The organism is Pseudochrobactrum algeriensis (assembly GCF_018436245.1).
GTDB classification, from domain to species: domain Bacteria; phylum Pseudomonadota; class Alphaproteobacteria; order Rhizobiales; family Rhizobiaceae; genus Pseudochrobactrum; species Pseudochrobactrum saccharolyticum.
Map to the genome: position 1 here is coordinate 2863476 of NZ_CP075361.1, position 25085 is coordinate 2888560.

The window sequence follows — 25085 nt, forward strand, 5'->3', positions numbered from 1 at the left end:
GAATTCGTTCCCTCTATAACCAAATTTTACACAATGAGCAAGAAAACCCTGCACAGGAATTCAGCGCATTTGTAACTCACTCCCCCTGCTTGTAGGGAGATTTCGGTTATGGCGTGCCGAAAATGGTGTTTTTTGAGAACCGGAGCGGAGTGTACATTTAAAGTACATGAGCACCGGACTCACAGAAAAACGCCATTTGCAGGCCGCCAGAGGCGAAATATCAACCGACGTCGAGGACAATTTTGCCGATATGATTGCCCTCTTCCATGCGCTCATGGGCGCGCCAGGCATCTTTCAGCGGGTAGATCATATCCATCACCGGAGAAATAGTGCGGCTTGCCAGCAACGGCCAGACTTTTGATTCCAGTTCCGCTGCAATCTGCGCTTTGAAAGCAACATCACGCGCACGCAGGGTCGAACCGGTATGGCTCAGACGCTTGGTCATCAGCTTGGCAAAATTGGCTTTCGCCTTGGCTCCGCCAAGAAAAGCGATCTGCACAATGCGCCCCTCAATCGCCGCCGCATCATAATTACGGTCAACATAATCGCCGCCAACCATGTCGAGAATGACGTCTGCACCCTTGTTATTGGTGGTAGCTTTCACCTGCTCGACAAAATCCTGCTCACGATAATTAATCGCAACATCCGCACCGATCTTCAGACAGGCGGAGCATTTTTCCGCAGAGCCTGCTGTTACGATCACTTTGGCACCCAGTGCCTTGCCAAGCTGAATTGCCGTTGTGCCGATACCGGAACTGCCGCCGTGAATCAGTAATGTCTCACCGGCCTGCAACTGCCCGCGCTGCACCACATTGTGCCAGACGGTAAAAAGTGTTTCCGGTAGAGCCGCCGCTTCCACATAACCATAACCGGATGGCAGCGGCAGCGCATTGCCTTCACAAACCACGGCATATTCAGCATAACCGCCGCCTGCCAAAAGGGCAGTCACCGCATCGCCGACCTTATAACGCTGCACGCCTGTGCCAATAGCCACCACATCACCAGCCACTTCCAGCCCCGGCAAATCTGAAGCACCGGCAGGCGGTGGATAATGCCCTTGTCGTTGCAACACATCAGGACGGTTCACACCCGCAGCTTTCACACGGATCAGAATTTCGCCTTTACCCGGATGCGGCACGGCACGCCTGACCGATTTCAGTACCGATGGCGCACCGGCCTGTTCAATCGCAATTGCCATCATCTGGGAAGCAAGTTCCGTTGTCATATCCGCTCCTTAAATTCTCTGGTCCGCCCAAAGCGCGTTCCCTGATCTAGTGGTCAGATTACGACATTTGCGCCCGTTCGTGACAGGCGCAGAGCAAATGTCGCAATCAAAAAGACCACTAGCAACTAAATAATGCTAGTGGATTTTTCGAATTTGCCGTTTGAAACAACATTTGTGTCGACGGGAGCTCAAACGGCAAATTCAATCCACTAGCCATATTATGCAGAAAAGATGCAATGTATAAAAATCATATCGCTAATGATGCAGGTTTATGAGATGCTGAAAACTTATGTGGCCTGCCCGCCCTGCATTTAAAGGCAGACAGGTCACGAATATTGCGAACCATATTGAAAGCTGCCGTGGACAGGCTGCAGCAGGAAGTGAGGAAAACGCCATGTTCTTTGATGATAATGCGCAGGAGACAGCAACCTATAATCACCATATCGGTGAGGATGTGACCCTGCTTTCAGCGGCTGAAATCGACAATCGTATTGCCTTGCTTAAAGCGGAGATCCGCCGGTTGGAAACCGATCGCAATGACCGAAATCGCAGCCGTGCGGCTGCTGAGGCACTGTTTCGCCTGTAAGCCTTTGCTATTTCCGCATGCACCATAGTTTCAGAACCTCTGCTCTCAAACAGGCGGAGGTTCTTTTTATTTTACCTGACACAATATCTCATCAATACAAAGCCTTGCACTCTTTCAAGTGATAGGTCAGCATGGTTGCACTCAATCTGTCCGAAGCGGCAATTTCACCTTGCAGTTTCGGGCGAACAGGTTTCAAGATCAGAAAACTGTAAAATTGCCTGCAATAGAATAAAGGATTCTGCGTGTTCCGTTCTTATGTCCAGATTTTCGCACTGCTTTGCGGCACCGCTTTTCTGCTGATCGGTTCAGGTCTGCACGGTCTTTTATTGCCACTGCGCGGAAATGTGGAAGGCTTCTCGGTTACGGCTCTGGGTCTGATCGGCACAACATGGGCAGGCGGTTTCGTTGCTGGCTGTATTTTTGCACCGCGTCTGGTGCGCCGTGCCGGACATGTGCGGGCTTTCGGCTTTTTCGCATCCACTGCGGCGATTGTGGTTTTGCTGACCGGCCTGATGGTTGACGCTTCAATCTGGGTGGTTCTGCGTGCCATTACCGGTTTTGCGATGGCCGGTATTTTCATGGTGATTGAAAGCTGGCTGAATGAAAAAGCCACCAATGAAACACGCGGTAAAATTTTCGGCCTCTATATGATGGTCAACTACGGTGCTGTCATGACCGGCCAGATGCTGGTGATTACCGGCGATGTCGAAGGTAGTTCGCTGTTTATGATTGCCGCGATCTTCTTCTGCCTTGCGCTGCTACCAACCGCAGCTTCCAAAGCATCTTCGCCGCGCCCGCTGACCGAAGTGCAGCTTGATCTGAAAAAGCTTTATGCCAATTCACCTGTTGCCTTTGTCAGCGTGATCCTGATCGGCATTGCCAATGGTGCATGGGGTACACTCGGTGCGGTTTTCGGCTCGCTCAGCGGTATTGATAAAACCACAATCGCGCTGATGGTCAGCTTTACCATTGCTGCCGGTGCATTAATGCAAATCCCTGTCGGACGTTTTTCCGACCGTATCGATCGCCGTTATGTCATGGCCAGCGTTGCCGGTTCCGCCGCTCTGATCGGTTTTCTTATTTTCGCCATCGCACCAACCAACGGCACACTCATTCTGGTCATGACCGCGCTTTACGGTTCGCTTGCTTATGCGATTTATCCGGTTGCGGTTGCCCACGCCAATGATCACGCAACACCTGAGACTTTCGTCAAGGTTTCCGGTGGTTTGCTGCTGCTTTATGGTTTCGGCACCATGCTCGGGCCGCTGATTGCTGCGGAATCGATGAATAATTTATGGCCTTCCGGCCTGTTTCTGGTGACAGCGGTCTCGCATATTGCCATTGCCGGTTATGCTATTCTGCGCTCGCGTAAACGCGCCTCGCCGCTACCTTCCGAAAAAGAGCAGTTCCAGAGCATGGCTGCGGAACGCCCTGCCACACAGGAAAGTGTGCTGCTTGATCCGCGCTCTGAGGCTGCACAGGAAGACAAATCCGCCCCTGTACCGGAACCGGCAAAATCAGAGAACTGACGCACGGATAGTTAGCTCTTATACCCAATATAGCTATTTACGCGCATGAAGTGCTGCCTGCATCAGCCTGCGGAATTTTGGACATTCCGTATGGGTTTCTGCAGGGCATTCAGCTACATGCCGCAAAGCTTTGCTGAGTGTTGTCAGCTGGCGGACCTGCAAATCCAGCTGGTCTGCCCGCTGATGTAGCGCCTGCCGCGGCAGATCAGCCGAGCCGTCTTTGCCAAACATGCCTTTCATCTCGGACAGCGGAAAACCCGCTATCTTCCCCAGCGAAATCAAAGCCAGTTGCTGCAGTACCTCCGGTGCATATTGACGGCGCAAACCATGGCGGCTGAAGGATTCAATCAGCCCGATCTCCTCATAATAACGGAGTGCGGAAGGTGACACTCCGCTCTTCTCCGCCAGCACACCTATATCCAGAAGTTTCATACTTGACCTCAAGTTGACTTGAAGTGGCAATGTAACAGCGACTCAAACAAGCCACAAGAGGAACAGTTGTGCGTTTCGCCCTCTCTGATACTTCCCCTCGCCTAGCAATCCTTGCTCTTTCAGGTTCCATGCTGCTTGCCTCCATGGCCGTGAGCATCACCGCTGTCGCATTACCGGCGCTCAGCAGAACACTGGATGCTCCTGTGTCTGCTGTTCAGTGGATTGTGCTGATTTACCTGTTGTCCGTCACAATAGTGATTGTACTGGCGGGGCGTTGTGCCGACCTGTTCGGCCATCGTTTTATCCTGCTGACCGGACTGATAATCTTTACAATCAGTTCGCTGCTTTGCGCCGCAGCACCAAATCTCACACTGCTCATTGCAGCCAGAGCGATACAGGGCATAGGCGGCGCCATTCTCATGGCATTACCGGTCTCAATCATAAGAGGCATGGTTTCCGGCGAACAGACAGGCTCCGCCATGGGGCTTCTCGGTTCCATGTCAGCAATCGGAACTGCGCTCGGCCCTGCACTCGGAGGCATCCTGATTGCTGTCTTTGGCTGGCGCTCCGCCTTTATCCTGCTGGCAATATCCGGTTTTGTCTTACTGGTACCGGCTATCAAAGCGATACCGGCATCACCACCAAATCATAAAACCAGCCGCTCGCTGGATCTGTCAGGCGCGGCCTTACTGGCTATTGTGCTGTTTCTCAATGCAGTGATAACGACTGGAAATAAAAACGGGCTGAGCTGGGATATGGCTGTCACCATTCCGGCGGTTCTGGTTGCCCTGATAATTTTTGCGGGTGTTGAAATCCGGTCTTCTTCGCCGCTGGTGCCTCTGTCACTCTTGCGCAATCCTGTTATCAGCGCCTCGCTGATAACCAACCTGCTCATCAGCTCAGTGATGATGGCGATGCTGGTGGTCGGGCCATTCTTCTTGTCATTCGGCCTGCTGCTTGGGGAAGCGACAACAGGACTGGTTGTCGCTGTCGGCCCTGTTGTTGCAGCGCTGGCCGGTATTCCTGCCGGACGCATTACAGACCGGTTTGGTATAAGACGCGCGCTGGCTTACGGGCTGGCTGTCATGAGCATTGCTCTCATCTGCATGGCCTTACTGCCCGTCAGGTTCGGAACTGCCGGATATATTTTATCGCTGATAATGCTGACACCGTGTTTTCAGCTATTTCTAGCCGCCAATAATACAGCCATCATGCTTGCAGCACCGGAAGACCAGCGCGGTATCTTGTCCGGATTGCTGGGCCTGTCGCGCAATCTGGGACTGATGACCGGCGCATCTGTCATGGCCACAATATTTATTACCGCACTGGGACAGGAAGAGCTTGTTCATGCAGCTGCAAAATCCGTCGGATTTGCCTTTACTGTCACCTTGCTGACGGCAGCAGGACTTGCACTGCTTTCACTGATAATCACGCTCATCAGCATAAGGAAATAAATCCGGTGCGGGCCTGATATCCGGCCTGCACCTCATCTTTCAGAGCCTGCCCATCCGGCGGTTCTGTCTGAAACTGTGCTTTACAGTTTAGCGTAATTAATGTCGGGTGACTTGTGTCCTAAGCTTTTCTATCTGTTCCTTCAGATACAGCTTTTTGCGTTTAAGATCGGCGATCGTCAGCGTATCAGTAGCTGGCAATGCTGCGGCGTCGGAAATTTCCTTTTCCAGTGCATCATGCTTCTTTTCCAGTGAGGCAAGATGGGATTCAAGTGCCATTATTGCTTCTCCTTTATATTTACGCGTCACTCTCATTTTGTCAGCGGATCAGGCTCCAAGACCCGTTCGGTCTGCAGGAACCTGCTTGTGACAGTTCCCAGCCTCGAACCAGACTATGACAAAACAATGACAGTCTTGCATGAGATTTGATTAATGTCGAATTCATATTTGGCACATTTCAACTTTGCCAAATTTGTGCTACGGCAAAGCTGAAAAAGGGCGGATTATACTGACCTGCGGTGCTTCTGTGAAAATCGCAACCCATATTGGTGAGCGATAAATACAGATGTCTGCGGTTCTGTTCTCGCTGTGAAGACAAGATCAGATGGAATATGCCATGGCCGATCAGGAACAAGCCGAAATTCGCCTCTCCGTTGCACGGTTGCGCCAGGAACACACGGATTTTGATCTTGCCATTAATGCGATGATGCAGACCGGCTGTAACCAGCTCAGCATTCAGCGCATGAAAAAGAAAAAACTCGCGATCAAGGATCAGCTGAGCAAGCTGGAAGATAAAATCATTCCGGATATTATTGCCTGAGTTCGGCACCAAAACCGACTCGACCACTTTACATTCTCACAGCAAATAAAAGACCGGCAGACTTTTACGAAGCCTGACCGATTTTTTATTTTTTAAATCCAGCACCTGACAGGACATTTCATGGCAGATAACACTCCAACTTCCCCGAAAGTCGCCATCATTATGGGCAGCCAGTCCGACTGGCCAACCATGCGCAATGCGGCGCAGGTACTGGATACGCTGGGGGTTGCTTATGATGCCCGTATTATTTCTGCGCACCGCACGCCGGATCGCATGGTTGAATTTGCCAAAACGGCACGCGATCAGGGCTTTCATGTGATTATCGCCGGTGCAGGCGGTGCTGCCCATCTGCCGGGTATGGTTGCATCCATGACGCCGCTGCCGGTCTTTGGTGTGCCGGTACAGTCCAAAGCACTGTCGGGTCAGGACTCGCTGCTTTCCATCGTCCAGATGCCTGCGGGTATTCCTGTCGGCACAGTAGCCATCGGCAATGCCGGTGCCACCAATGCTGCACTGCTTGCCGCTGCGGTTCTCGCACTGCATGACAAGCCGCTGGCAGACCGTCTGGATGCCTATCGCAAAGCCCAGACCGATGCCGTGGCTGCCGCCCCGAAAGATGAGGACTGAGCCATGCTGCAAGCAGGATCAACAATCGGGATTATCGGCGGCGGTCAGCTTGGCCGCATGCTGGCCATGGCGGCAGCGCGCCTGAGTTTCAAAACCATTATTCTGGAACCGCAGGCGGATTGCCCTGCCGCACAGGTCGCCAATCACCAGATCGTAGCTGCCTATGATGATCGCGCCGCCTTGCTGGAACTGGCTGAAGCCTGCGATGTCATCACCTATGAATTTGAAAATGTGCCGGTAGAAGCCGCACAGTTTCTGGCAACAAAAAACATTGTCTCCCCGCCACCGCTGGCTCTGGAAATTTCTCAGGATCGCGTTGCCGAGAAACAGTTTCTCAATGAGAGCGGCATTGCCACCGCACCATGGCGTGTGGTTGACGATGTGCAGGATCTGGTCGCAGCGCTTGGCGCGCTGAACGAGCGCGGCATTCTGAAAACCCGCCGTTTCGGCTATGACGGCAAAGGTCAGGTGCGCCTGAACAGCCTCGATAATGACGCCGCGGCGGAAGCCATTGCTGCCATTAAAAATGCACCGGCAATTCTTGAAGGCTTTGTGGAATTTACCCGTGAGGTTTCTGTCATCGCCGCACGCGACAAGGCAGGCAATGTCCGCCTTTATGACATTGCAGAAAATGTTCACAAAAACGGCATTCTCGATACCTCAACCATACCGGCATCAATCAGCTCTGAAACCGCAGCCGCCTGCACCGAGGCCGCACAGAAGCTGCTTCATGCGCTGGATTATGTTGGTGTGCTCGGCTTTGAATTTTTCGTTCTGCCGGATGGTTCTGTCGTTGCCAATGAATTTGCACCGCGTGTCCATAATTCCGGTCACTGGACAGAAGCGGCCTGTGCTGTTTCGCAGTTTGAGCAGCATATCCGTGCCGTGGCCGGCCTGCCGCTCGGTGATCCGCGACGTCACAGTGACTGCGTTATGGAAAACCTGATCGGTGATGATGTACTCAAAGTTCCGGCGATTCTGGCAGAATCGGATGCGGTACTGCATCTCTATGGCAAGGCCGAAGCACGTGAGGGACGCAAAATGGGGCATGTCACACGCATTAAAAACGGAAAATAACACCGTTTTGCGGGTTCCGTGCGCATCAATGGTTGACAATTGACCCATTCATTGACTATTTCACCTCAACCATTCAAACGTGCTCTTTGGCTCGCTCTGAAACATGCTCCCAAATACGGGAAACGGTTTTGGGAACAAGGCATGTATAGAAACAAAGAGCTGGAACGAGCGCAGCGTTTCTAATGAAATGAGACACGTTCCAGGAATATGCCCAATTCGGGCCAAACACATTGGTGAGTAACATGAAGATCAAGAATTCGCTTAAAGCGCTCAAAGGCCGTCATCGTGACTGCCAGCTGGTTCGTCGTAAGGGCCGCGTATACATCATCAACAAAACTGCTCCTCGCTTTAAAGCCCGCCAAGGTTAATCTTGGGGTTAATGAGCTGAGTGAGACAGCTCTGAGAGTTGTTTCAGACAGTAAGTTGTAGAGAATTTTAACAGCGCCGGTATTAATTTACCGGCGCTGTTTTTATGCCTTTAATCAGCCGGTTTCTGCTTTATGATAGCACTATGACCAAGACACGCAGCTCCCTCACCGTTTCTCTGATATCAGTCCTGATGATAACAGGCGCTGCGGGCTTTGTTGCGGCAGAAGATATCAGTGCTACCGGCAAAACAGAGCCGCAGCCAATGCCGCCTGCCGTGACCATACCTGAAACCCCGAAACCGGCACCAATCAACAACACGGCGGTAAAAGCCAAGGAAAAACCGAAAAATCCCGATGTGGAAATGGCAGGGCCGCTCACAGAAACTCGCCGGAAGGAACAGGAGCAACTGTTCACGGATTTGCGCAAGGCATCCACACCGGAGAAGTCCCATGCTATTGCCAGCCGCCTGCGCCAGAGCTTTGTGCGCACCGGCAGCGATAGTCTGGATCTGATGCTGCGCTGGGCTGAAACCGCCCTCAACCAGTCCCGCGAGGCCGAGGCGCAGGATTATATTGACGAGGTGATGGCACAGCGCCCTGACAATGCAACGGTCTGGCAATTGCGCGCCCGCTTGCATCTGCGCCGCAACGAGCTGGCTCCTGCCCTCAATGACATCAGACAGGCAATGATTTTAGAGCCGCGCAATTTTGATGTTCTCATCAATTATGCAACTTTGCTGCGCGAAACCGGAAATCGCAAAGGTGCTCTCCGGCTCTATGAACAGGCTTTGAGTGTTTATCCGATGATGAAAGAAGCGCAGGATGAAATGCTGAAGCTCACTGAAGCTGACAGCGATACCGCCCTCTGAACCCGCATTAAAAAAGCCCGCTTTAAAGCGGGCTTTTTGCTTATTCGCTGATGATTTTCACACGGTCGCCCGCAGAAACCGTACCGCCGCTCGGCAGCGCATTCAGAAGGCGGAAGAGATCAAGCTTGCGATCAGTTCCCTGCATCCGGTTGGCCAGTGAGCCCAGCGTATCTCCGGCTTTCACACTGATCACACGGATGCGCAGCGGTTTCGCTGCAGCCTGCTCGGCCGGTGTCAGCACGCGGAAGCTTTGTGTGGTCGCCTGTGTCGTGGCACTCAAAGCACTGCTGTTTTTCGGCGCGGCGATGAGGAAGCGATAAACTTTCTGACCGGAAGCAATGACAACAATTTCAAACTGCCATTTGTCGGCACTGGCACGCGCAGTGGCTGCAGGCAAACCATTGATGGTGGTTGTCTGCACAGACTGCTCATCAAGACCTGTCACCCATCCGCTGCGCAAATAGGCTGCAAGATCGCCGCCCTGCGGCAGCGCTGCACCGTCAAAACGGATAGCCAGTTCACCCGGACCGCTGGCCATAACGGCACTGGCTGAATTATCAATCGTAAAGCCCTGCGGAACACTGAAAGTCACACCGAGTTTCGGGTGAATAAAAGTGCGCTCACGTACAAAACCTTCTTGCGGCGTGTCACCATAGAGCAGGCCGTCAATACCGTTCAGGAATGAAGGGCGGTCAGTGGTGCCGACACCCGGTGCACCGATGCGGCGTGCATGGCCGATGGCCAGATCAACGCGCTGTGGCGTGGCCGGATGGCTGGCCAGAAAGTCGAGGCTGGCATCGGTCGCACCGGAGACAGAGCGGAACCCCGTATAGGCTTCCATCGACTGCAGAAAACGTGCCGAGGCAAACGGGTCATAACCCGCAGCGCCGATCATTTTAATGCCGATTGCATCGGCCTGTAATTCCTGATTACGCGAGAACTGGGCAAGACGCAGCTTGCTGCGGATTGCCGCCTCACGACCGGCCGCATCATCATGCAGCACCTCGGAGGCAACGCGTTTGGCAAGCACCGATTCCGCTTCTTTTGCCTGTCGCAGAATACCGTGATTGGCCGTGACATGCCCCATCTCATGCGCGATTACAGCAGCAACTTCAGATGAATCATTGGCAAGCGCCAGCAAGCCGCGGGTCACATAGAGATAACCGCCGGGCAGCGCAAAAGCATTGATATTCGGGCTGTTGAGAATTGTAATACGGTATGTCTGGTCAGGATTATCAGAAACCGTTGTGAGATTGCCGACGATCTTTGCAACCATGCGCTCAAGCTTGGCATCTTTATATTCCCCGCCATAGGTGGCGAGAATACGCGGATGCTGCTGCGCGCCAAGCTGTGCCAGCTTGTCATTCTTGCTGACATTGGCAACCGTAACCGGATTGGACGACGGGCCAATCACATCGGGATCACTGAAATCTACAGTACGGCAGGCAGATAAAAGCGCGACCAGACCAATAGCGGCTGATCGTTTGAAAACTGGAGAAATAGAGGGCTTTTCCGCTGCGGAAAACCGTGCTGCCCTTAAAAGCATATCCAGTGTCGTGTCCCCGTTTACTTCAAAGCTGATTTGGCGGTGCCGGTTGCACGGCCTGTTCAGCGATTCTGTCTGCTCGTCTGCAAGCGAATTGCCCGCAATATAAACAATGCTCTTCTGAATAGAAGTGAAATGATTTTTGCGGTATTTCACAAATTGTCAGCTATTGCATCATTAGTAGATATAGGCTGGTTCTCTGTTTAACCAGAGCCGGTCGCATTAAATGATCGTAATGCATCCGCACCGGATTGCTTGAACAGCCGCATAGGCGGCGGCTCAAGTCGAGCATTTAACTGCGCATGCTTTGTGTCAATATCACGTCATTCGCTATGATAATCTGATTATCATATTGTAATCAGGATGTTTTATGCTCTGACGTGCCCATATAGTCACGCACGGGCTGAGGGCCGGAGGGCGAGAGCATCATGGCTGCATCACCCTGCTCTCTGATTTGCCCGTCTTTGAGAAAAAACAGCGTTGAATCGAAACGCAGTGCATCTTCCGGCGTATGCGTCACCATCAGAATGGTAATACCGGTTTCCTGTTGCAATTCACGGATCAGATCCAGCATTTGCTGTCGCAAGGCGGGGCCGAGAGAAGCAAAAGCCTCGTCCAGCAGCAAAACAGGCTTATCACGCACCAATGCGCGGGCAATCGCAACACGCTGCCTCTCGCCACCGGAAAGCGCTTCCGGTTTGCGGTTTTCTTTGCCTGTCAGCTCCACACGATCAATGGCATTCTGCACCGCAAGATGATCCGCTTCACTCAGCTTCAGCGCAGGTGACCGGCCAAGGCTGACATTGGCGCGCACATCAAGATGCGCGAACAGATTATTCTCCTGAAACACCATCGTAACCGGCCGGCCGGCGGGGGCTTCGCTGTTGATTTCCTCGTCACCGATCAGGATGCGGCCGGATAGCGGCGTTTCAAAACCGGCAACCAGATTGAGCAGTGTCGACTTGCCTGAACCGCTCGGCCCCACAATCACACCGGTTTCACCGGCCTTTAAATGCAGGTTAAACAGCATGTCTGTCACCCCAAAGGAGAAACGAACATTGTCGAGAGTAATTGCAGCATTATGTCGTGTCATGAGGCATTCCGCTCAGTAGATTTGCCTGAATTGATCCGGCTGCCGGTTTTATCAGTGATAAGCATCAGTGCAAAGCAGATAGCGGCAAGGATCAGGGCAAGGCCTGCCGCGTCACTGGTACGATAGCTGCCCATGCGCTGCAGCAGAAGATAAGGCAAGGTTTGCACCGCATCGCTGCCGAAAAGAGCAATCGTGCCGAGATCGCCCATAGACAGTGCCATGGCAAAGATAAAGCTCAGGATAAGCGGACGGCGGATGACCGGCCAGTCGATCAGACGCAGACGGTTGAGCCCGTTGATACCGAGCGACGTGCAGAGCCGGTTATTCTGTGCCGCTGCACTGTCCCATGCAGGGCGCAGCAAGCGCACCGCGAAAGGCATAGCCATAACACCATTCACCGCAATGACCATGAAAGGCGCGAGCGTGAACACATCGGTGAACTGGCGCAGCAATATGAACCAACCTGCACCGATGACAATCGGCGGAATGATCAGCACCAGACTGGAACCGCTGTCGAGCGCGGTGGTGAAAAAGCTGCGCAGCCGGTGCGGCGATTTCAGATTTTGTGCGGCGCTAAATTCGCGTGCGGTGACCAGCGTAAGCGACAACACGACACAAAGACTGGCTGCGCCAAAAGCCAGCAAAAGCGAGGTGATAATTGCCTGCTGCACCACGGTTTCATTCAGCAAACGCCACAGATCAGAACCCAGACCGGACAGAACCATCCCCAAAACAGGCAAAGCAATGAACAAGGTGGCAATGAGGATAATGATACCTGATGAGATTTTCGACCATCTGCCGTGGTGAATATAATCACGGTTGGTCGTGACCAGCGACAGCCCCTCTTCTGTCGGCTTGCCGGTCAGACGCAGCAGGCATAAAACGCCAATAGTCAGCAGCAGCTGGGTAAGCGTGAGGGCAACAGCACGCGCCAGATCAAAATCGAAATGCAGTGCCTGATAGATAGCGACCTCCAGCGTGGTTGCGCGGGGGCCTCCGCCCAAGGTCAGCACGATGGTGAAGGAACTGGCGCAGAGCATGAAGATCAGCCCTGCAATACCACTCAGGTTTCGGGCGATCACCGGCCATTCGATCAGCCGGAAACGGGCAAAACTGCCCATACCCAATTGCGCTGAGAGTTTCCAGTAATCTTGCGGAATGGATTCGAGACTGGCCAGCAGCAAACGTACAGCAAGCGGCATATTAAAAAACACATGCGCCAGCAAAATACCGGTCAGCCCGTAAATATCCGGTATCAGCGGCAGACCTAAAGCCGTACTGCCCTGCGCGATAAAGCCATTGCGCCCGTAAATACTGGTAATGCCGAAGACGGCGACCAAGGACGGCAAAGTCAAAGGCACAGCGAAAAAGCGCAGCAGTAATTTGCGGCCGCGAAATGCCGTATTGGCATGGAGTGCACGGGCTACCGGCAGTGCAAACAGCACTGAAAGCAGAACTGACAACAGCGCCTGCAGCAGCGTAAAACGCGTAATATTCCACAAATAACTGTCAAAAGCTGCAAGTGCATCGCTATCGGATTGCAGCCCCTGAATACCAAGTGACAGCAAAGCGCCGCCGGTCAGAACCAGCAGCAGCATCAGCGCGATAAAGCCTGAGACAGTTTTAAAACGGAAGGCCTGCATAATTCTCCGTAAATGCCCCGCCGCACGTTGCGGCGGAAGCAGTCATGTTGAGCTCAGAAACAGTTGTGCCTTAGCGGCTCATAGCTTTCAGCCACTCATCAACCCATGCTTTGCGGTTTTGTGCAACGGTTTCAGAAGCAATCAGCAAGCTCTTATCCGGTTTTGGCAGAGCATCAAAAGCCGCATCGAGCGGCGCAGAAGTGTCATAGGCAGGATACATCCAGTTGGTCTGCGGGATAACATCCTGAAAACCGGCTGTGGTCATGAATTTCAGAAACTCTGCAGCGCGCGGGTTTTTAGCACCGTTTATCGTCTGGCCGGCCAGTTCAATCTGGAGATAATTACCTTCCTCAAAAGTCACTGCTTTATAGCGCTCGGTTTTATCCGAGATCATGTGATAGGCGGCAGAAGTCGTATAGGACAGCACCATCGGTGCCTCACCTTTGGTGAACAGACCATAGCCCTCAGACCAGCCCGGTGTAACTGTCAGCACACGTTTGCTAAGCTTTTGCCACTGTTCCGCAGCCTTATCGCCATAGAGATCCTTCACCCAGAGCATCATGCCCAGACCCGGTGTGGATGTGCGCGGATCCATCAGAATGATCTTTTGCGAAGCATCACCGTCAATCAGTTCGGCCATGGATTTCGGCGGATTTTTCATCTTCTCGCTGTCATAGATCACAGCGAAATAACTGTAATCATAAGGCAGGAAAACATCGTCCTGAAAATTGTCAGGCACATTGCTTTTCACATCACTCAATCCGTGCGGGGCGAACAGGCCGGAGGCTTTGGCATCATTGATAAGATTGGTATCAAGCCCCAGAACAATATCGGCCTTGGTGGATTTGCCTTCCAGTTTCAGGCGGTTGAGCAAAGCCACACCATCGGCAACAGCGACAAAATTGACAGTGCAGCCGCAGGATTTTTCAAAATTCTCTTTAACCTTCGGACCCGGACCCCAGTCAGATGTAAAACTGTCATAGGTATAGATGGTCAGATCCTGAGCCTGTACTGCACTTGCACCGAGGCTTAAAACGGACAGAAGACCGGTTGTGAGAAGTAGATTTCTGATAAGCATGAGATAACAGCCGCGCGGGCTCTCCTCTGGTTATGAATTGATCCAAGGATTGAGCGCCGGAAGCCGGACAGCATCTAATCCCTCCGCCGGTACAAACCGGATCAGGTTCAGCGGGTTAGCCGGAGACCGGCCTCTCAGCCTCCGAAACCGAAGGCACCCCGTTAGAGCGAGCGGACAATAGGATAAAACAGCGTCACGGAGCAAGAGGATTGTTAGAGCATGTCGGGCTCAAATGGTTTCATTTAAGCTGCTGCGACCATGCGACAATTAAAAAATCCGGAGCGAACGCAGTGGGTATGATTAAACGCGACACGCTCCAGACTTCCGGTCTGTGAAACAGCGTGATATGCAGCACCATGTCAAAATTTCTCATTCTTCTCGGCGGTGATCTGACCGTCACTTCGCGGCTGAAAAAGCAAATTTCCGGTGCACGCGTCTTGGCGGCAGACAGCGGTATGCGCCATGCGGCCGGCCTTGGCGTGGTGCCGGAATTATGGCTCGGCGACTTTGATTCCACTGATACAGCACTGGCCGCACAATATGGACACATTGAGCGGCAGGTCTTTCCCGTTGCAAAGAATATGACCGATGGCGAGCTGGCATTGCATGAAGCCTATGAGCGCGGTGCAACAGAAGTGATTTTAGCCGGTGCTTTCGGCGGTGAACGCACCGACCACACATTTCTGCATCTCAGCATGGCAGTAGCGCAGGCACATACAGGACGTAAAATATTTCTCTCCAGCGGTCACGAGGAAGCAACACCGCTGATCTACGGAAAAACCGGTTTTGACCTGCCGGAAGAAACATTATTCAGTATTCTGGGCTTTGAGACATTAACCAGATTATCAATTTCCGGCGCCGAATGGCCGCTGGATAATGTGACTGTACCGTTTGGCTCTTCTTTAACGCTTTCAAATAGGGTAAAAGAAAACTTAACAGTGACGTTAGGTGGAGGCGCGGCAATTTTAGTCGCATCGCCTGCCATTGATTCAATCTGATGTGACTGAACGTAAAAACCTGTAAATTGTTTTGATAGTTGCCGTCTTCTTTTTGCTATAAAATGCAGGAGATTATGGCAAGTGAGTAGCCTCAACGGGAGTAACTTTAGATGAAATCACGTCTTTCTATGATCGCAGTAACAGCAGTGCTCGCGTTTTCGACTGTTGCCTGTACAACAGGCGAACAGCGCACCGCCGGTTACGGTGTGGGCGGCGCAGCACTCGGCGCGCTTGCCGGTGGCGCAATTGGCGGTAACGGCCGTGGCGCCCTGACCGGTGCTGCAATCGGTGCGGTTGCCGGTACGCTGCTCGGTGCAGCACAGACCCGTAACGGCGTTCAGTATTGCCGCTACCGCGACAATTACGGCCGCGTTTACGAAGCGCCTTGTAACTAATAGTTACAAAATTGAATTTAAAAACAGGCCGGTTTCCGGCCTGTTTTTTTATGCCCTCGTATCAAGCTCAGGAAATTTGCCGCGAGGGTTCCTGTTTGCAGCAATATGCAGTAATGAGCAGTAACAATCTTCGGCCTCTCTTTTTAAAGCGTAATTATCCATGGCTCCTCCTCTTCTCCGACTTGACCAGATCAGCCTGACTTTTGGCGGCACACCGCTGCTGGAGGATGCAGGCCTGTCGATCAGCGAAGGAGAGCGGATTGCGTTGGTCGGGCGTAACGGCTCCGGCAAATCCACACTGTTGAAAATTGCAGCCGGTATGGTTGAACCGACCGGCGGCGAAGTTTTCCGCCACCCTTCCGCAACCATTCGTTATCTGGCACAGGCACCGGATATGGATGGTTTTGCCAATGTGCGTGATTATGTGGAAGCAGGTCTCGGCCCGACTGATGATCCGTATCGCGTGGCCTATCTTCTGGAAAATCTGGGGCTGACCGGTGATGAAACACCGGAGCAGCTTTCCGGCGGTGAAGCACGTCGTGCAGCGCTGGCACGGGTCATTGCCCCGCAGCCGGATGTGTTGCTGCTGGATGAACCGACCAACCATCTCGATCTCGCAACGATTGAATGGCTGGAACAGGAACTGCGCCAGATCCGCTCGGCGATTGTGCTGATTTCCCATGACCGTCGTTTTCTGGAAAATGTCAGCCGCGCCACGATCTGGCTGGATCGCGGTGTGACGCGTCGTATTGAACAGGGCTTCGCGCATTTTGAAGAATGGCGCGACAAAGTTCTGGAAGAAGAAGAGCGCGATCATCAGAAACTCGGCCGTCAGATCGTCCGGGAAGAACATTGGTTGCGTTATGGCGTGACTGCCCGCCGCAAGCGCAATATGCGCCGCCTTGGCGAGCTGCATACAATGCGCCATGAATTCCGCACCCATCGCCATGCGCAAGGCGTGGCAACGCTGCAGGCCAGCGATGTGAAAGAATCCGGCAAGCTGGTAATTGAAGCAGATAAGATCAGCAAAGCCTATGATGAGCGTGTGCTGGTCAAGGATTTCTCCATTCGCGTCAATCGCGGTGACCGTATCGGTCTTGTCGGGCCAAATGGTGCAGGCAAAACCACATTACTGTCGATGCTGACCGGTAAACTTGAACCGGATTCCGGCACAATCCGTCTCGGTGTTAATCTGGATTTTGCCGAGCTGGATCAGAAGCGTGAGCTCAATCCCGATGAAACCCTGTCGCATTATCTGACCGACGGGCGCGGTGAATCGCTGGTAGTGAATGGCGAGCAGCGCCATGTAGTCTCCTATATGAAAGACTTCCTGTTTCAGCCGGAACAGGCACGCACGCCAATCCGTGAATTATCCGGCGGTGAGCGCGCACGTCTGATGCTGGCGCGCGTCTTGTCCCGTCCGGCCAACCTGCTGATCCTCGACGAGCCGACCAACGATCTGGATATGGAAACGCTGGATCTGTTGCAGGAACTTGTGTCCGGTTTTGCAGGCACCGTTATTCTGGTGAGCCACGACCGTGATTTTCTCGACCGCACGGTAACATCAGTGATTGCACCGGAAGGTGACGGGCGCTGGCTGCAATATGCTGGTGGTTATGCGGATATGATGGCGCAGCGCAAAGAAACCGCACTGGCACGCCGTCAGGTAAAATCTGCTGCACCCGCAGGTAGTGACAAGGCTGAAGCTGCACCCGCACCAAAACGCGATGAAAAGCGCAAACTGTCCTATAAACAGAAATTTGCGCTGGAAACGCTACCGGCGAAGATGGAAAAGCTGAGTGCTGAAATTACAGCACTTGAGGCGAAAATGGCTGATCCGGCACTTTATACCAAAGATCCTGCGCAGTTTGCCAAGATCGCTGCTGAGATTGAAAAGAAACGTAGCGAGAATGAAGCCCATGAAGAAGAATGGCTTGAACTGGAAATGCTGCGTGAGGAAATTGAAGGCTGATTTTTCCTTCGCACTGAAATGATGAAAGCCTGCCTGAAACATCTTTCAGGCAGGATTTTTTGTTTTATGCGCTGGCCTTGTTCAGAACATCCAATGCAACCTGATCGAGCGCCAGCTGAGTCGCTTTAATCAGCTCTTCCAATTGCTCAATCTTGGTGGCGCTGGAAATCGGCGCAGTGATTGACGGCTGAGCCATCATCCATGCAACCGCAATCTGCGCCACCGTCACGCTATAGCGTTCAGCCACCTGATCCATCGCTTCCAGAATCTTCAATCCGCGTTCATTGAGATAGCTGGTGCCGACCCTGTTACCACGCGGGCTGATGCCCAGATCTTTCTCGCTGCGATATTTCCCCGTGAGGAAACCGGCCGCCAGCGTATAATAAGGAATAACGCCAACCTGATTGGCGCTCACAACCGGTTCCAGCGTGGTTTCATAATCTTTGCGGTCATAAAGATTATACAGCGGCTGCAATGAGTCATAACGCGGCAGATTATGTTTCTCTGAAATTTCCAATGCATTTTGCAGGCGCTCGCCGGTGATATTGGACGCACCGATTGCACGGACTTTACCGGCCTTGATCAAATCCTGAAATGTACCGAGGACATCCTCAAACGGCGTATTCGGATCATCATAATGCGACTGGTAGAGATCAATATAATCTGTCTGCAAGCGCTTGAGCGAAGCGTCAACACATTCACGAATATGGGCAGGCGCCATGGTAAAGCCTTCGCCCATATCGGCACCGACCTTGGTGGCAATGATCATCTTGTCACGACTGCCACGGCTTTTTAGCCAGTTGCCGATAACGGTTTCCGATTCACCGCCCTTATGCCCCTCTACCCAGCGGGAATAGACATTGGCCGTATCAATAAATGTCAAGCCGGCATCGAGCAGACGGTCGAGTAAGGCAAAAGATGTAGTTTCATCGGCTGTCCAGCCGAACACATTGCCGCCGAAGCAGAAAGGTGAAACCTGTAAATCTGACCGTCCAAGTTGTTTCAAGCGCATTCCGTTTCCTCCGCAGGATATGCATTATTCGTTCGCAATGAATTATGACCAAAAAGATGCGGAGGGAAAGAAAAAGCATGGCAAACTATTCTGATAACACAGCTTTGTGTTTTATGCCGGAGTGATGTTCCCAAGGCTGAGCAACATAGAGCGTAAAAAATCGCCGTTACCATTCAGAAGATTGTTTTCCAGTTCTGCGTGGGTCTGCCGCCAGACAGGAACTGCTTCTGCCAGCAGAGCTAAACCTTTTGGAGTCAGCAACAATAAACGGCTGCGTCGGTCGGTAGCATCTGGTATAATTTCTATCAGTGCTTTTTTCTGAAGCGGTTTAAGTGCGGCCGTTAAAGTCGTGCGATCCATGGCCAGCAATTGGGCAACCGGTGCGATGGATGGCGGTTCAGGCCTGTTTAAAGCCATCAGCAAAGAAAACTGGCCGTTTGTCAGTCCGAAAGGCCTCAAAGCATCGTCAAAATAACGGGCTAAAGCACGGGCTGCGCGCTGTGCGTGCAGGCACAAACATGTATCACGGACTTCCAATGTGGTCGAAAATGGTACATTCATTGACATTTTACAATTATGTTGATATCAACATATTAAGTCAACGCAAGAATAAGGTTGCCCACAAGGAGGAGAATGAAAATGGGATATGTCGAGGGTTTTGTCGCTTCTGTTCCGGAAAACCGCAAAGAAGACTACCGTAAACATGCAGCTGAAGCGGCTGTGATTTTTAAAGAATTTGGCGCCACCCGCATTGTTGAGTGCTGGGGCGATGATGTGCCGGATGGCAAGCTGACGGATTTCCGTCGTTCCGTGCAAGCCAAAGACGGCGAAATTATTGTGTTCAGCTGGATTGAATTTCCGAACAAAACTGTGCGCGATACAACCTGGAAGAAAATGATGGAAGATCCCCGCATGCAGGCGATGGGTGAATCCATGCCTTTTGACGGCAAGCGGATGATCTATGGTGGTTTTGAAAAACTGCTTGATGTTTAACGCTGATTTTTAGCAATAAAAAAGGGGGCGAAAGCCCCCTTTTTGTTTCAGCGGTGCTGAAATCAGCTCATGCCGAGCGCGTCCATATAAAGCTGAATCATCGCTTCTTCTTCCTGACGCTCATGCGCTTCTTTCTTACGCAGGCGGATGATGGTGCGTACGGCTTTGGAGTCAAAGCCGGAGCCTTTCAGCTCAGCGAAAACCTCTTTGATATCATCAGAGATGGTTTTCTTTTCTTCTTCCAGACGTTCAATACGTTCAATAAATGCACGCAGCTGGCCGACTGCAATGGACTGGGCGCTGTCGCCGGTAATATCGTCGCTCAATATCATTCTCCGATTATAGACAAGACCATATGAAACGCCGGGCGAGTCGCAGGTCTTAAAACAGGTGGTCTTGGTTGCCTCACATGCAGCGCATGGTCAAGCAATGGATTTAAGAATCTTGAAATCTAAACTAGCCGCTAAGCGGTAAGATACTGGTTAAAATATCTGTTAGTGGCTTGGTTTTCGTGCAGAAAAAGCATCCTGCTGCGCCTGACTGGCCGGTGTCTGATATTTTTCCCGCCATTCATCATAAGGCATGCCGTAGATCTCGGCGCGTGCTTCGTCTTTGGTCAGCGCATTACCGTCGGCATTGGCGGCTTCCTGAAACCAGTTGGACAGGCAGTTACGGCAAAAACCGGTCAGGTTCATCATATCGATATTCTGAACATCGGTGCGGTTGCGTAAATGCTCAACCAGCTTGCGAAAAGCGGCAGCCTCATAGGCCAGACGCTGATTATCAGTAATATTTGTCATGCAATTTCCTTTCGCAGCTCAACCCCGTTCAACGAAACCGGTGCGTGAACCATAATGTCGGGTATCGTGAATACCATCCATCATATTGATATGTGTCAGCATCGGCGCAAGGCGTTCAGCCCAAACCTTCACACCTTCCGGCGTCGCAATCAGATCCTGCCGCACTTCAATCAGCACATTGGCATAGCCTTTAGCGGTACAATGGCGGAACAATGTGTCATTACGCAGAGCGCCGTCATAGGGCTCATTGTCGCCGACAGATAATGTGCCATCTTCACGCAACATCGACAGAAGCGGCGTAATCGCCCGGTCATCTTTATCCCAGAGCAATGCAACCTGCCACGGACGCGGTATGGTTTTCCAGACCGGTGTATAGGAATGAACGGAAACGACAAAAGGTGCACGTCCGGCAGCTTGCAGCATCTGTTTGCAGGCTGCATCAACAGCATTGTGATAGGGGCGATAAAAGCGATTTAGCCGGTTTTCGCGCTCTTCAGCCCGCATCGGATAATTGGCTGGAATAACAGCACCGTCAGACAGCTGCATAATCAGCGTCGGATCATCCTCACCGCGGTTCGGATCAATCAGCAGCCGCGAAAACCCGCCGAGCACAGCCGGACTGTTCAGCTTTGCTGCCAGCGCTCTGGTCAGCATATCAACGCCGATATCATAGGCGATATGGCGCTCAAAAACACGCGGTTCCAGCCCGAGCGTGCCATAATCCTCAGGCACTGCACGGCTGGCGTGATCGGCAATCAGCAGCAGACCTTGCGCAAAATCACCGTCAATGGTCTCAAAAGGGGAAAAACCTGTCATCTCGTTTCCGGCTATGGATTGGATGATCAACATATAAATAGATTGCAAGGAATTGCGAGCCATTTGTGACCGGCGCTCTGTCTCGCAAGATAGGCCAGAGCATGTCTGGCTCAAATGGATAGACGTAAAAACAAAAAGATAGAGCACGCGCAGCGGATATAATTAAACGCGATACGCTCTAGTATCCGGTCGGAGTGTGGGCTATAGACAAAACAGCAATTAAATCGATTTGATTATAATTGCGACAACTGAAAACCACTGAATTCGCAAAACAGGAGGTATTTTTCAGACTGTGATCCGTCACTATCTGCCGGAGATGATTGCAAAGGTTGCCGATAGCGGCTTGACCGGCAAGGCAGGCTATTTTGCAATTAGTTCTGATTTACAGCGGAAAACTGACCTCAGGCTCTTGAGTCTGCCTGCAACTTGCGTGAATTATGCGGCTTTACGGCATCGCATTTTCATGGTGAAGCAGATACGGTGCCGCAACCCGGTTGTTTACAGTGCTGTATCATTTGTTTCTGCCCGAAACAGAGCCGAACAAAAGATGCAGTCCGGTGGTAATGGTCAGGCTGTTACACCTTGCTGTCATATTTAAGCAGTACCGTGCGCTGAAAGGTTCTGGCGGATGCGTCTTCATTCTACCTTGTTCTATTGTCTGGCTTTTGTTTCGGTCACATTGATTTCTGTTATCTTTTCCGCACCTGAAGCCCGTGCCGATTTTCGCGTTTGTAATTCGACGCAAAATCTTGTCGGTGTCGCAATCGGCTATCGTGCCAAGAGCGGATGGATCACGGAAGGCTGGTGGCATATTAACGGATCAAGCTGCAAGACCCTGATCGAAGGCCCGCTGACCTCACGCTATTACTATGTTTATGCTGAGGATTCAGAAGGCGGCGGCCGCTGGGACGGCAAGGTCAATATGTGTGTGGCTGAAAACGAATTTAAAATTAACGGCGTGAATGACTGTTTTGCCCGCGGTTATCAGCGCTCCGGTTTTCAGGAATATGATACGGGCGAACAATCAAGTTGGATGGTGCAGCTGACTGATGATGCACCGGCCGGCAATGCCACAGTGACAGGAACCAATCACCAATGAGACGTGCGCGTAAGGTAAAGATCCTCGCAACACTTGGGCCCGCATCTTCGGATGAAGCGGTTATTGAGAAATTATTCGCGGCTGGTGCCGATGTCTTCCGCATCAATATGAGCCATGCCGATCACGATCTGATGCGTGAGCTGGTGCGCCGCATCCGCAATGTAGAGCGCAAACTCGGACGCCCGATCGGTATTCTCGCAGATTTGCAGGGCCCGAAACTGCGTGTCGGTAAATTCAAAGACGGTAAAGTCGAACTCACACCGGGTCAGATTTTCACGCTTGATGATGATGAGACACTGGGCGATGAAAATCGTGTTTTCCTGCCGCATCCGGAAATTCTGCAGGCCGTACAGGCTGGTGACCGTCTGCTGATTGATGATGGTCGTCTGGCATTGCTGGCCGAAGCCAGTGACGGCAAATCCATCCGCTGCAAAGTTGTTTCCGGCACTAAAATCTCTGACCGCAAAGGCGTAAGCCTGCCGGATACGACATTGCCGGTTGGTGCATTGACGGAAAAAGACCGCCGCGATCTTGATGCTGTGTTGTTGGAGGATATTGACTGGGTAGCCCTGTCCTTCATTCAGCGACCGGAAGATCTGGCGGAAGTCCGCAAGATTGCCCGTGGCCGTGTTGCCCTGATGTCCAAGATTGAAAAGCCGCAGGCTGTTACCCGTCTCGATGAAATCATCGAATTGTCGGATGCGCTGATGGTTGCCCGTGGTGATCTCGGTGTGGAAATGCCGCTGGAAAGCGTTCCGGGCATTCAGAAACAGATCGTGCGTGCCTGCCGCAAAGCCGGTAAGCCGGTTGTGGTTGCCACCCAGATGCTGGAATCCATGATTACAGCTCCGGTGCCAACCCGTGCAGAAGTCTCCGACGTGGCAACTGCCGTGTTTGATGGTGCCGATGCGGTGATGCTGTCTGCGGAATCTGCCGCCGGTGATTATCCGGTGGAAGCGGTTGCGACCATGGCGCGTATTGCCGAGAAAGTGGAACGCGACCCGAATTATCCGTCCATCGTCAATAATCAGCGTTCCGAACCGGAAGCAACCGGTGCCGATGCGGTATCGCTGGCAGCCCGCCAGATTGCTACCACGCTGAACCTTTCGGCGATCATCTGCTATACTTCATCGGGCACCACAGGCCTCAGAGCGTCGCGTGAGCGCCCGCTAACGCCGATTATTGCCCTGTCACCGGTCGTTGAGACAGCACGTCGTCTGTCGATCGTCTGGGGGCTGCATTGCGTGGTGACTGAAGATGCGCGTGATCTGGATGATGTGGTCAACCGCGCCTGTCATATTGCCCATCGGGAAGAGTTCGCTAAACCGGGTGATCGCGTGATTATCACTGTCGGCGTGCCGCTCAGAACTCCTGGCAACACCAATATGCTGCGCATTGCCTATATCGGTATGGACGGCCTGACAGGCATCTGATGACATCTACAATCTGAAAAGAAAAAGCCCGCTTTAAAGCGGGCTTTTTATAAGCACATTGGTAGTGCTCAGGCGTGATAGGCTGCAATACCATTCTGGGAAAGCAACGCAGCCCGCAGTTTTTCCAAAGCACGGTTTTCAATCTGGCGGACACGTTCTTTAGAAATACCAAGTTTTTCTCCCAGCATTTCCAGTGTCACGGCATCATCTTTCAAACGACGCTCGCGGATAATACGCAATTCGCGATCATTGAGTACAGATAATGCCTGTTTCAGCCAGCTGACACGTCGCTCGCTGTCGATCGTATTCTCAACAATTTCATCCTGCAGCGGGTGATCGTCGACCAGAAAATCAATCTTCTCCGCGCTGCTGCTGTCATCCGGCGAAACAGTCATACTTAAAGAACTGTCGGGGCCGGATAATCTGGAATCCATCAGTTCCACATCTTTTTCAGACACGCCGAGCTGATCGGAAATGCGGGTATATAATTCGCGCTTCGACAGGGTTTCATTGCTCTGCACCAGTTTGGCACGCAAGCGACGCAAATTGAAAAACAAAGCTTTCTGCGTTGAACTTGTACCGCCACGAACAATCGACCAATTGCGCAGAATATAATCCTGTATCGATGCTCTGATCCACCAGATCGCATAGGTGGAAAAACGCACCTCGCGCTCCGGTTCAAAGCGGAAAGCAGCCTCCATAAGCCCCACTGTCCCTTCCTGTATGAGATCGGCCATCGGCAAATCAAATTTGCGGAACCGTCCGGCGGTGGAAATCACCAGCCGCATATGGGATGAGGTAATTTCATCCAGCGCATGCTGATCGCCCTGCTCTTTCCAGCGCTGAACAAGTGCCTGCTCCTGTTCCCGTTCAAGATAAGGCGCGGACATAGCACTGCGAATAAGATTTCTGGAGGATACAAAAGAGACGGTACGTTTCGTAACTTCGGTGGAGGAGGACGCTACAGGCTTCATTTCAATCTCCATAACGAAAATATCAACGCAACCTGCTTATGAGGATCACGTTATCCGCTAGGAGTTAAACGCATCAATGGAAGGCCGGTTCCTTCATCTTCTGCTAATTTTATGATTTTTTTGAACAGAGAGCTTGAAAAACATTTTTTGTACTCCAGCACATGCTTCAGAGCAGATACATGCTGTGCAATCATTACTAGTAGCGAAAATATACATAAAACAATAACGCCGCTCTGAGTGAACAGAACG

General features: G+C 52.1%; 27 protein-coding genes, 1 pseudogene and 1 riboswitch. Of the genes and pseudogenes, 15 read left to right on the forward strand and 13 right to left on the reverse strand.

Annotated elements, in window-relative coordinates; all coding sequences use genetic code 11:
* Positions 1–220: 220 nt before the first annotated feature.
* Positions 221–1225 carry an NAD(P)H-quinone oxidoreductase gene (locus KHQ09_RS15295; RefSeq protein WP_213599132.1) on the reverse strand — a complete coding sequence of 335 codons (1005 nt, stop codon included), beginning with the start codon at positions 1223–1225 and terminating at the stop codon, positions 221–223.
* A 289-nt stretch (positions 1226–1514) separates the two neighbouring features.
* On the opposite strand from KHQ09_RS15295, the gene KHQ09_RS18615 reads away from it, so the two are divergent.
* Both KHQ09_RS18615 and KHQ09_RS15305 read left to right on the forward strand, forming a co-directional pair.
* Positions 1515–1811: a DUF1192 domain-containing protein gene (locus KHQ09_RS18615; protein ID WP_420801454.1), complete on the forward strand. Its 297-nt coding sequence runs from the start codon at positions 1515–1517 to the stop codon at positions 1809–1811.
* A gap of 242 nt (positions 1812–2053) precedes the next feature.
* Entirely contained in the window at positions 2054–3340 is a 1287-nt protein-coding gene (locus KHQ09_RS15305; protein WP_213599134.1) for an MFS transporter, read from the forward strand.
* A 33-nt stretch (positions 3341–3373) separates the two neighbouring features.
* Here KHQ09_RS15305 and KHQ09_RS15310 read toward each other — a convergent pair whose 3' ends face one another.
* A complete protein-coding gene (locus tag KHQ09_RS15310; protein WP_116089059.1) occupies positions 3374–3772 on the reverse strand; it encodes a helix-turn-helix domain-containing protein in 399 nt (132 codons plus the stop codon).
* 68 nt (positions 3773–3840) lie between these two features.
* Here KHQ09_RS15310 and KHQ09_RS15315 point away from each other — a divergent pair, with 68 nt between their 5' ends.
* Complete coding sequence (locus tag KHQ09_RS15315) at positions 3841–5226, forward strand: MFS transporter (protein ID WP_238481659.1); 1386 nt, start codon at positions 3841–3843, stop codon at positions 5224–5226.
* A 96-nt stretch (positions 5227–5322) separates the two neighbouring features.
* On the opposite strand, the gene KHQ09_RS15320 is transcribed toward KHQ09_RS15315, so the two are convergent.
* Positions 5323–5505 carry a YdcH family protein gene (locus KHQ09_RS15320; RefSeq protein ID WP_028233180.1) on the reverse strand — a complete coding sequence of 61 codons (183 nt, stop codon included), beginning with the start codon at positions 5503–5505 and terminating at the stop codon, positions 5323–5325.
* A 334-nt stretch (positions 5506–5839) separates the two neighbouring features.
* On the opposite strand from KHQ09_RS15320, the gene KHQ09_RS15325 reads away from it, so the two are divergent.
* The 5 genes from KHQ09_RS15325 (at position 5840) to KHQ09_RS15345 (ending at position 8984) form a co-directional block, all read left to right on the forward strand.
* On the forward strand, positions 5840–6043 hold the full coding sequence (locus KHQ09_RS15325; protein WP_033315775.1) for a YdcH family protein: 204 nt from the start codon (positions 5840–5842) through the stop codon (positions 6041–6043).
* 120 nt (positions 6044–6163) lie between these two features.
* The gene (gene purE / locus KHQ09_RS15330) at positions 6164–6670 is read left to right on the forward strand and encodes a 5-(carboxyamino)imidazole ribonucleotide mutase (protein WP_213599136.1); all 507 of its coding nucleotides are present in this window, start codon (positions 6164–6166) and stop codon (positions 6668–6670) included.
* Positions 6671–6673: 3 nt separating this feature from the next.
* Entirely contained in the window at positions 6674–7747 is a 1074-nt protein-coding gene (locus KHQ09_RS15335) for a 5-(carboxyamino)imidazole ribonucleotide synthase (protein ID WP_213599138.1), read from the forward strand.
* 242 nt (positions 7748–7989) lie between these two features.
* Positions 7990–8115, forward strand: coding sequence for a type B 50S ribosomal protein L36 (gene ykgO / locus KHQ09_RS15340; protein ID WP_075657282.1), 126 nt, complete (start codon positions 7990–7992; stop codon positions 8113–8115).
* Positions 8116–8258: 143 nt separating this feature from the next.
* Positions 8259–8984: a tetratricopeptide repeat protein gene (locus tag KHQ09_RS15345; RefSeq protein ID WP_213599140.1), complete on the forward strand. Its 726-nt coding sequence runs from the start codon at positions 8259–8261 to the stop codon at positions 8982–8984.
* A 40-nt stretch (positions 8985–9024) separates the two neighbouring features.
* Here the strand turns inward: KHQ09_RS15345 and KHQ09_RS15350 are convergent, their stop codons facing one another.
* The 4 genes from KHQ09_RS15350 to thiB all read right to left on the reverse strand — a co-directional run bounded on the left by KHQ09_RS15350 (position 9025) and on the right by thiB (position 14344).
* Positions 9025–10530 (reverse strand): M48 family metalloprotease, encoded by a 1506-nt coding sequence (locus KHQ09_RS15350; protein WP_213600045.1) that lies wholly within the window; start codon positions 10528–10530, stop codon positions 9025–9027.
* Positions 10531–10888: 358 nt separating this feature from the next.
* The gene (locus KHQ09_RS15355; RefSeq protein WP_213599142.1) at positions 10889–11623 is read right to left on the reverse strand and encodes a thiamine ABC transporter ATP-binding protein; all 735 of its coding nucleotides are present in this window, start codon (positions 11621–11623) and stop codon (positions 10889–10891) included.
* Positions 11620–13266 (reverse strand): thiamine/thiamine pyrophosphate ABC transporter permease, encoded by a 1647-nt coding sequence (thiP, locus tag KHQ09_RS15360; RefSeq protein WP_213599144.1) that lies wholly within the window; start codon positions 13264–13266, stop codon positions 11620–11622. Before thiP ends, KHQ09_RS15355 begins: the two co-directional genes overlap by 4 nt.
* A 70-nt stretch (positions 13267–13336) precedes the next feature.
* Positions 13337–14344: a thiamine ABC transporter substrate binding subunit gene (gene thiB, locus KHQ09_RS15365; RefSeq protein ID WP_420801455.1), complete on the reverse strand. Its 1008-nt coding sequence runs from the start codon at positions 14342–14344 to the stop codon at positions 13337–13339.
* A 61-nt stretch (positions 14345–14405) separates the two neighbouring features.
* Positions 14406–14515: riboswitch (TPP riboswitch) on the reverse strand.
* Between the two features lie 185 nt (positions 14516–14700).
* On the opposite strand from thiB, the gene KHQ09_RS15370 reads away from it, so the two are divergent.
* The 3 genes from KHQ09_RS15370 to KHQ09_RS15380 all read left to right on the forward strand — a co-directional run bounded on the left by KHQ09_RS15370 (position 14701) and on the right by KHQ09_RS15380 (position 17709).
* A complete protein-coding gene (locus tag KHQ09_RS15370; protein ID WP_151160266.1) occupies positions 14701–15342 on the forward strand; it encodes a thiamine diphosphokinase in 642 nt (213 codons plus the stop codon).
* A gap of 110 nt (positions 15343–15452) precedes the next feature.
* Positions 15453–15737 carry a glycine zipper domain-containing protein gene (locus KHQ09_RS15375; protein WP_075657278.1) on the forward strand — a complete coding sequence of 95 codons (285 nt, stop codon included), beginning with the start codon at positions 15453–15455 and terminating at the stop codon, positions 15735–15737.
* A gap of 160 nt (positions 15738–15897) precedes the next feature.
* Positions 15898–17709, forward strand: coding sequence for an ABC-F family ATP-binding cassette domain-containing protein (locus KHQ09_RS15380; protein ID WP_022709940.1), 1812 nt, complete (start codon positions 15898–15900; stop codon positions 17707–17709).
* 64 nt (positions 17710–17773) lie between these two features.
* Here the strand turns inward: KHQ09_RS15380 and KHQ09_RS15385 are convergent, their stop codons facing one another.
* Both KHQ09_RS15385 and KHQ09_RS15390 read right to left on the reverse strand, forming a co-directional pair.
* Entirely contained in the window at positions 17774–18721 is a 948-nt protein-coding gene (locus KHQ09_RS15385) for an aldo/keto reductase (protein ID WP_213599146.1), read from the reverse strand.
* A 111-nt stretch (positions 18722–18832) separates the two neighbouring features.
* Complete coding sequence (locus KHQ09_RS15390; protein ID WP_213599148.1) at positions 18833–19288, reverse strand: MarR family winged helix-turn-helix transcriptional regulator; 456 nt, start codon at positions 19286–19288, stop codon at positions 18833–18835.
* A 72-nt stretch (positions 19289–19360) separates the two neighbouring features.
* Between KHQ09_RS15390 and KHQ09_RS15395 the strand changes: the two genes are divergently transcribed.
* Entirely contained in the window at positions 19361–19714 is a 354-nt protein-coding gene (locus tag KHQ09_RS15395; RefSeq protein WP_022709937.1) for a DUF1428 domain-containing protein, read from the forward strand.
* A 62-nt stretch (positions 19715–19776) separates the two neighbouring features.
* On the opposite strand, the gene KHQ09_RS15400 is transcribed toward KHQ09_RS15395, so the two are convergent.
* From KHQ09_RS15400 to KHQ09_RS15410, 3 genes are all read right to left on the reverse strand, one after another.
* On the reverse strand, positions 19777–20046 hold the full coding sequence (locus KHQ09_RS15400) for a DUF2312 domain-containing protein (RefSeq protein WP_075657274.1): 270 nt from the start codon (positions 20044–20046) through the stop codon (positions 19777–19779).
* 162 nt (positions 20047–20208) lie between these two features.
* Positions 20209–20514, reverse strand: a complete 306-nt coding sequence (locus tag KHQ09_RS15405) for a DUF1244 domain-containing protein (protein ID WP_116089071.1) — start codon at positions 20512–20514, stop codon at positions 20209–20211.
* Positions 20515–20532: 18 nt separating this feature from the next.
* Positions 20533–21330, reverse strand: coding sequence for an N-formylglutamate amidohydrolase (locus KHQ09_RS15410; RefSeq protein WP_213599150.1), 798 nt, complete (start codon positions 21328–21330; stop codon positions 20533–20535).
* A gap of 292 nt (positions 21331–21622) precedes the next feature.
* Between KHQ09_RS15410 and KHQ09_RS15415 the strand changes: the two genes are divergently transcribed.
* From KHQ09_RS15415 to pyk, 3 genes and pseudogenes are all read left to right on the forward strand, one after another.
* On the forward strand, positions 21623–21928 hold the full coding sequence (locus KHQ09_RS15415; protein WP_213599151.1) for a hypothetical protein: 306 nt from the start codon (positions 21623–21625) through the stop codon (positions 21926–21928).
* Between the two features lie 108 nt (positions 21929–22036).
* A pseudogene (locus tag KHQ09_RS15420) lies at positions 22037–22429 on the forward strand (DUF1036 domain-containing protein); the annotation flags it as partial.
* Positions 22426–23862 carry a pyruvate kinase gene (gene pyk / locus KHQ09_RS15425; protein WP_213599152.1) on the forward strand — a complete coding sequence of 479 codons (1437 nt, stop codon included), beginning with the start codon at positions 22426–22428 and terminating at the stop codon, positions 23860–23862. The pseudogene KHQ09_RS15420 and the gene pyk, both read left to right, overlap by 4 nt.
* Positions 23863–23930: 68 nt before the next feature.
* Here the strand turns inward: pyk and KHQ09_RS15430 are convergent, their stop codons facing one another.
* Positions 23931–24836, reverse strand: coding sequence for an RNA polymerase factor sigma-32 (locus KHQ09_RS15430; protein ID WP_213599153.1), 906 nt, complete (start codon positions 24834–24836; stop codon positions 23931–23933).
* Between the last annotated feature and the right edge of the window lie 249 nt (positions 24837–25085).

Coding starts and splice junctions, on each gene's coding strand:
- KHQ09_RS15295 (WP_213599132.1), bottom strand. CDS start 1,225: ATGACAACGGAACTTGCTTCCCAGATGATGGCAATTGCGATTGAACAG.
- KHQ09_RS18615 (WP_420801454.1), top strand. CDS start 1,515: ATGTGGCCTGCCCGCCCTGCATTTAAAGGCAGACAGGTCACGAATATT.
- KHQ09_RS15310 (WP_116089059.1), bottom strand. CDS start 3,772: ATGAAACTTCTGGATATAGGTGTGCTGGCGGAGAAGAGCGGAGTGTCA.
- KHQ09_RS15325 (WP_033315775.1), top strand. CDS start 5,840: ATGGCCGATCAGGAACAAGCCGAAATTCGCCTCTCCGTTGCACGGTTG.
- purE (WP_213599136.1), top strand. CDS start 6,164: ATGGCAGATAACACTCCAACTTCCCCGAAAGTCGCCATCATTATGGGC.
- KHQ09_RS15335 (WP_213599138.1), top strand. CDS start 6,674: ATGCTGCAAGCAGGATCAACAATCGGGATTATCGGCGGCGGTCAGCTT.
- ykgO (WP_075657282.1), top strand. CDS start 7,990: ATGAAGATCAAGAATTCGCTTAAAGCGCTCAAAGGCCGTCATCGTGAC.
- KHQ09_RS15345 (WP_213599140.1), top strand. CDS start 8,259: ATGACCAAGACACGCAGCTCCCTCACCGTTTCTCTGATATCAGTCCTG.
- KHQ09_RS15350 (WP_213600045.1), bottom strand. CDS start 10,530: ATGCTTTTAAGGGCAGCACGGTTTTCCGCAGCGGAAAAGCCCTCTATT.
- KHQ09_RS15355 (WP_213599142.1), bottom strand. CDS start 11,623: ATGACACGACATAATGCTGCAATTACTCTCGACAATGTTCGTTTCTCC.
- thiP (WP_213599144.1), bottom strand. CDS start 13,266: ATGCAGGCCTTCCGTTTTAAAACTGTCTCAGGCTTTATCGCGCTGATG.
- thiB (WP_420801455.1), bottom strand. CDS start 14,344: ATGCTTATCAGAAATCTACTTCTCACAACCGGTCTTCTGTCCGTTTTA.
- KHQ09_RS15370 (WP_151160266.1), top strand. CDS start 14,701: ATGTCAAAATTTCTCATTCTTCTCGGCGGTGATCTGACCGTCACTTCG.
- KHQ09_RS15375 (WP_075657278.1), top strand. CDS start 15,453: ATGAAATCACGTCTTTCTATGATCGCAGTAACAGCAGTGCTCGCGTTT.
- KHQ09_RS15380 (WP_022709940.1), top strand. CDS start 15,898: ATGGCTCCTCCTCTTCTCCGACTTGACCAGATCAGCCTGACTTTTGGC.
- KHQ09_RS15385 (WP_213599146.1), bottom strand. CDS start 18,721: ATGCGCTTGAAACAACTTGGACGGTCAGATTTACAGGTTTCACCTTTC.
- KHQ09_RS15390 (WP_213599148.1), bottom strand. CDS start 19,288: ATGTCAATGAATGTACCATTTTCGACCACATTGGAAGTCCGTGATACA.
- KHQ09_RS15395 (WP_022709937.1), top strand. CDS start 19,361: ATGGGATATGTCGAGGGTTTTGTCGCTTCTGTTCCGGAAAACCGCAAA.
- KHQ09_RS15400 (WP_075657274.1), bottom strand. CDS start 20,046: ATGATATTGAGCGACGATATTACCGGCGACAGCGCCCAGTCCATTGCA.
- KHQ09_RS15405 (WP_116089071.1), bottom strand. CDS start 20,514: ATGACAAATATTACTGATAATCAGCGTCTGGCCTATGAGGCTGCCGCT.
- KHQ09_RS15410 (WP_213599150.1), bottom strand. CDS start 21,330: ATGACAGGTTTTTCCCCTTTTGAGACCATTGACGGTGATTTTGCGCAA.
- pyk (WP_213599152.1), top strand. CDS start 22,426: ATGAGACGTGCGCGTAAGGTAAAGATCCTCGCAACACTTGGGCCCGCA.
- KHQ09_RS15430 (WP_213599153.1), bottom strand. CDS start 24,836: ATGAAGCCTGTAGCGTCCTCCTCCACCGAAGTTACGAAACGTACCGTC.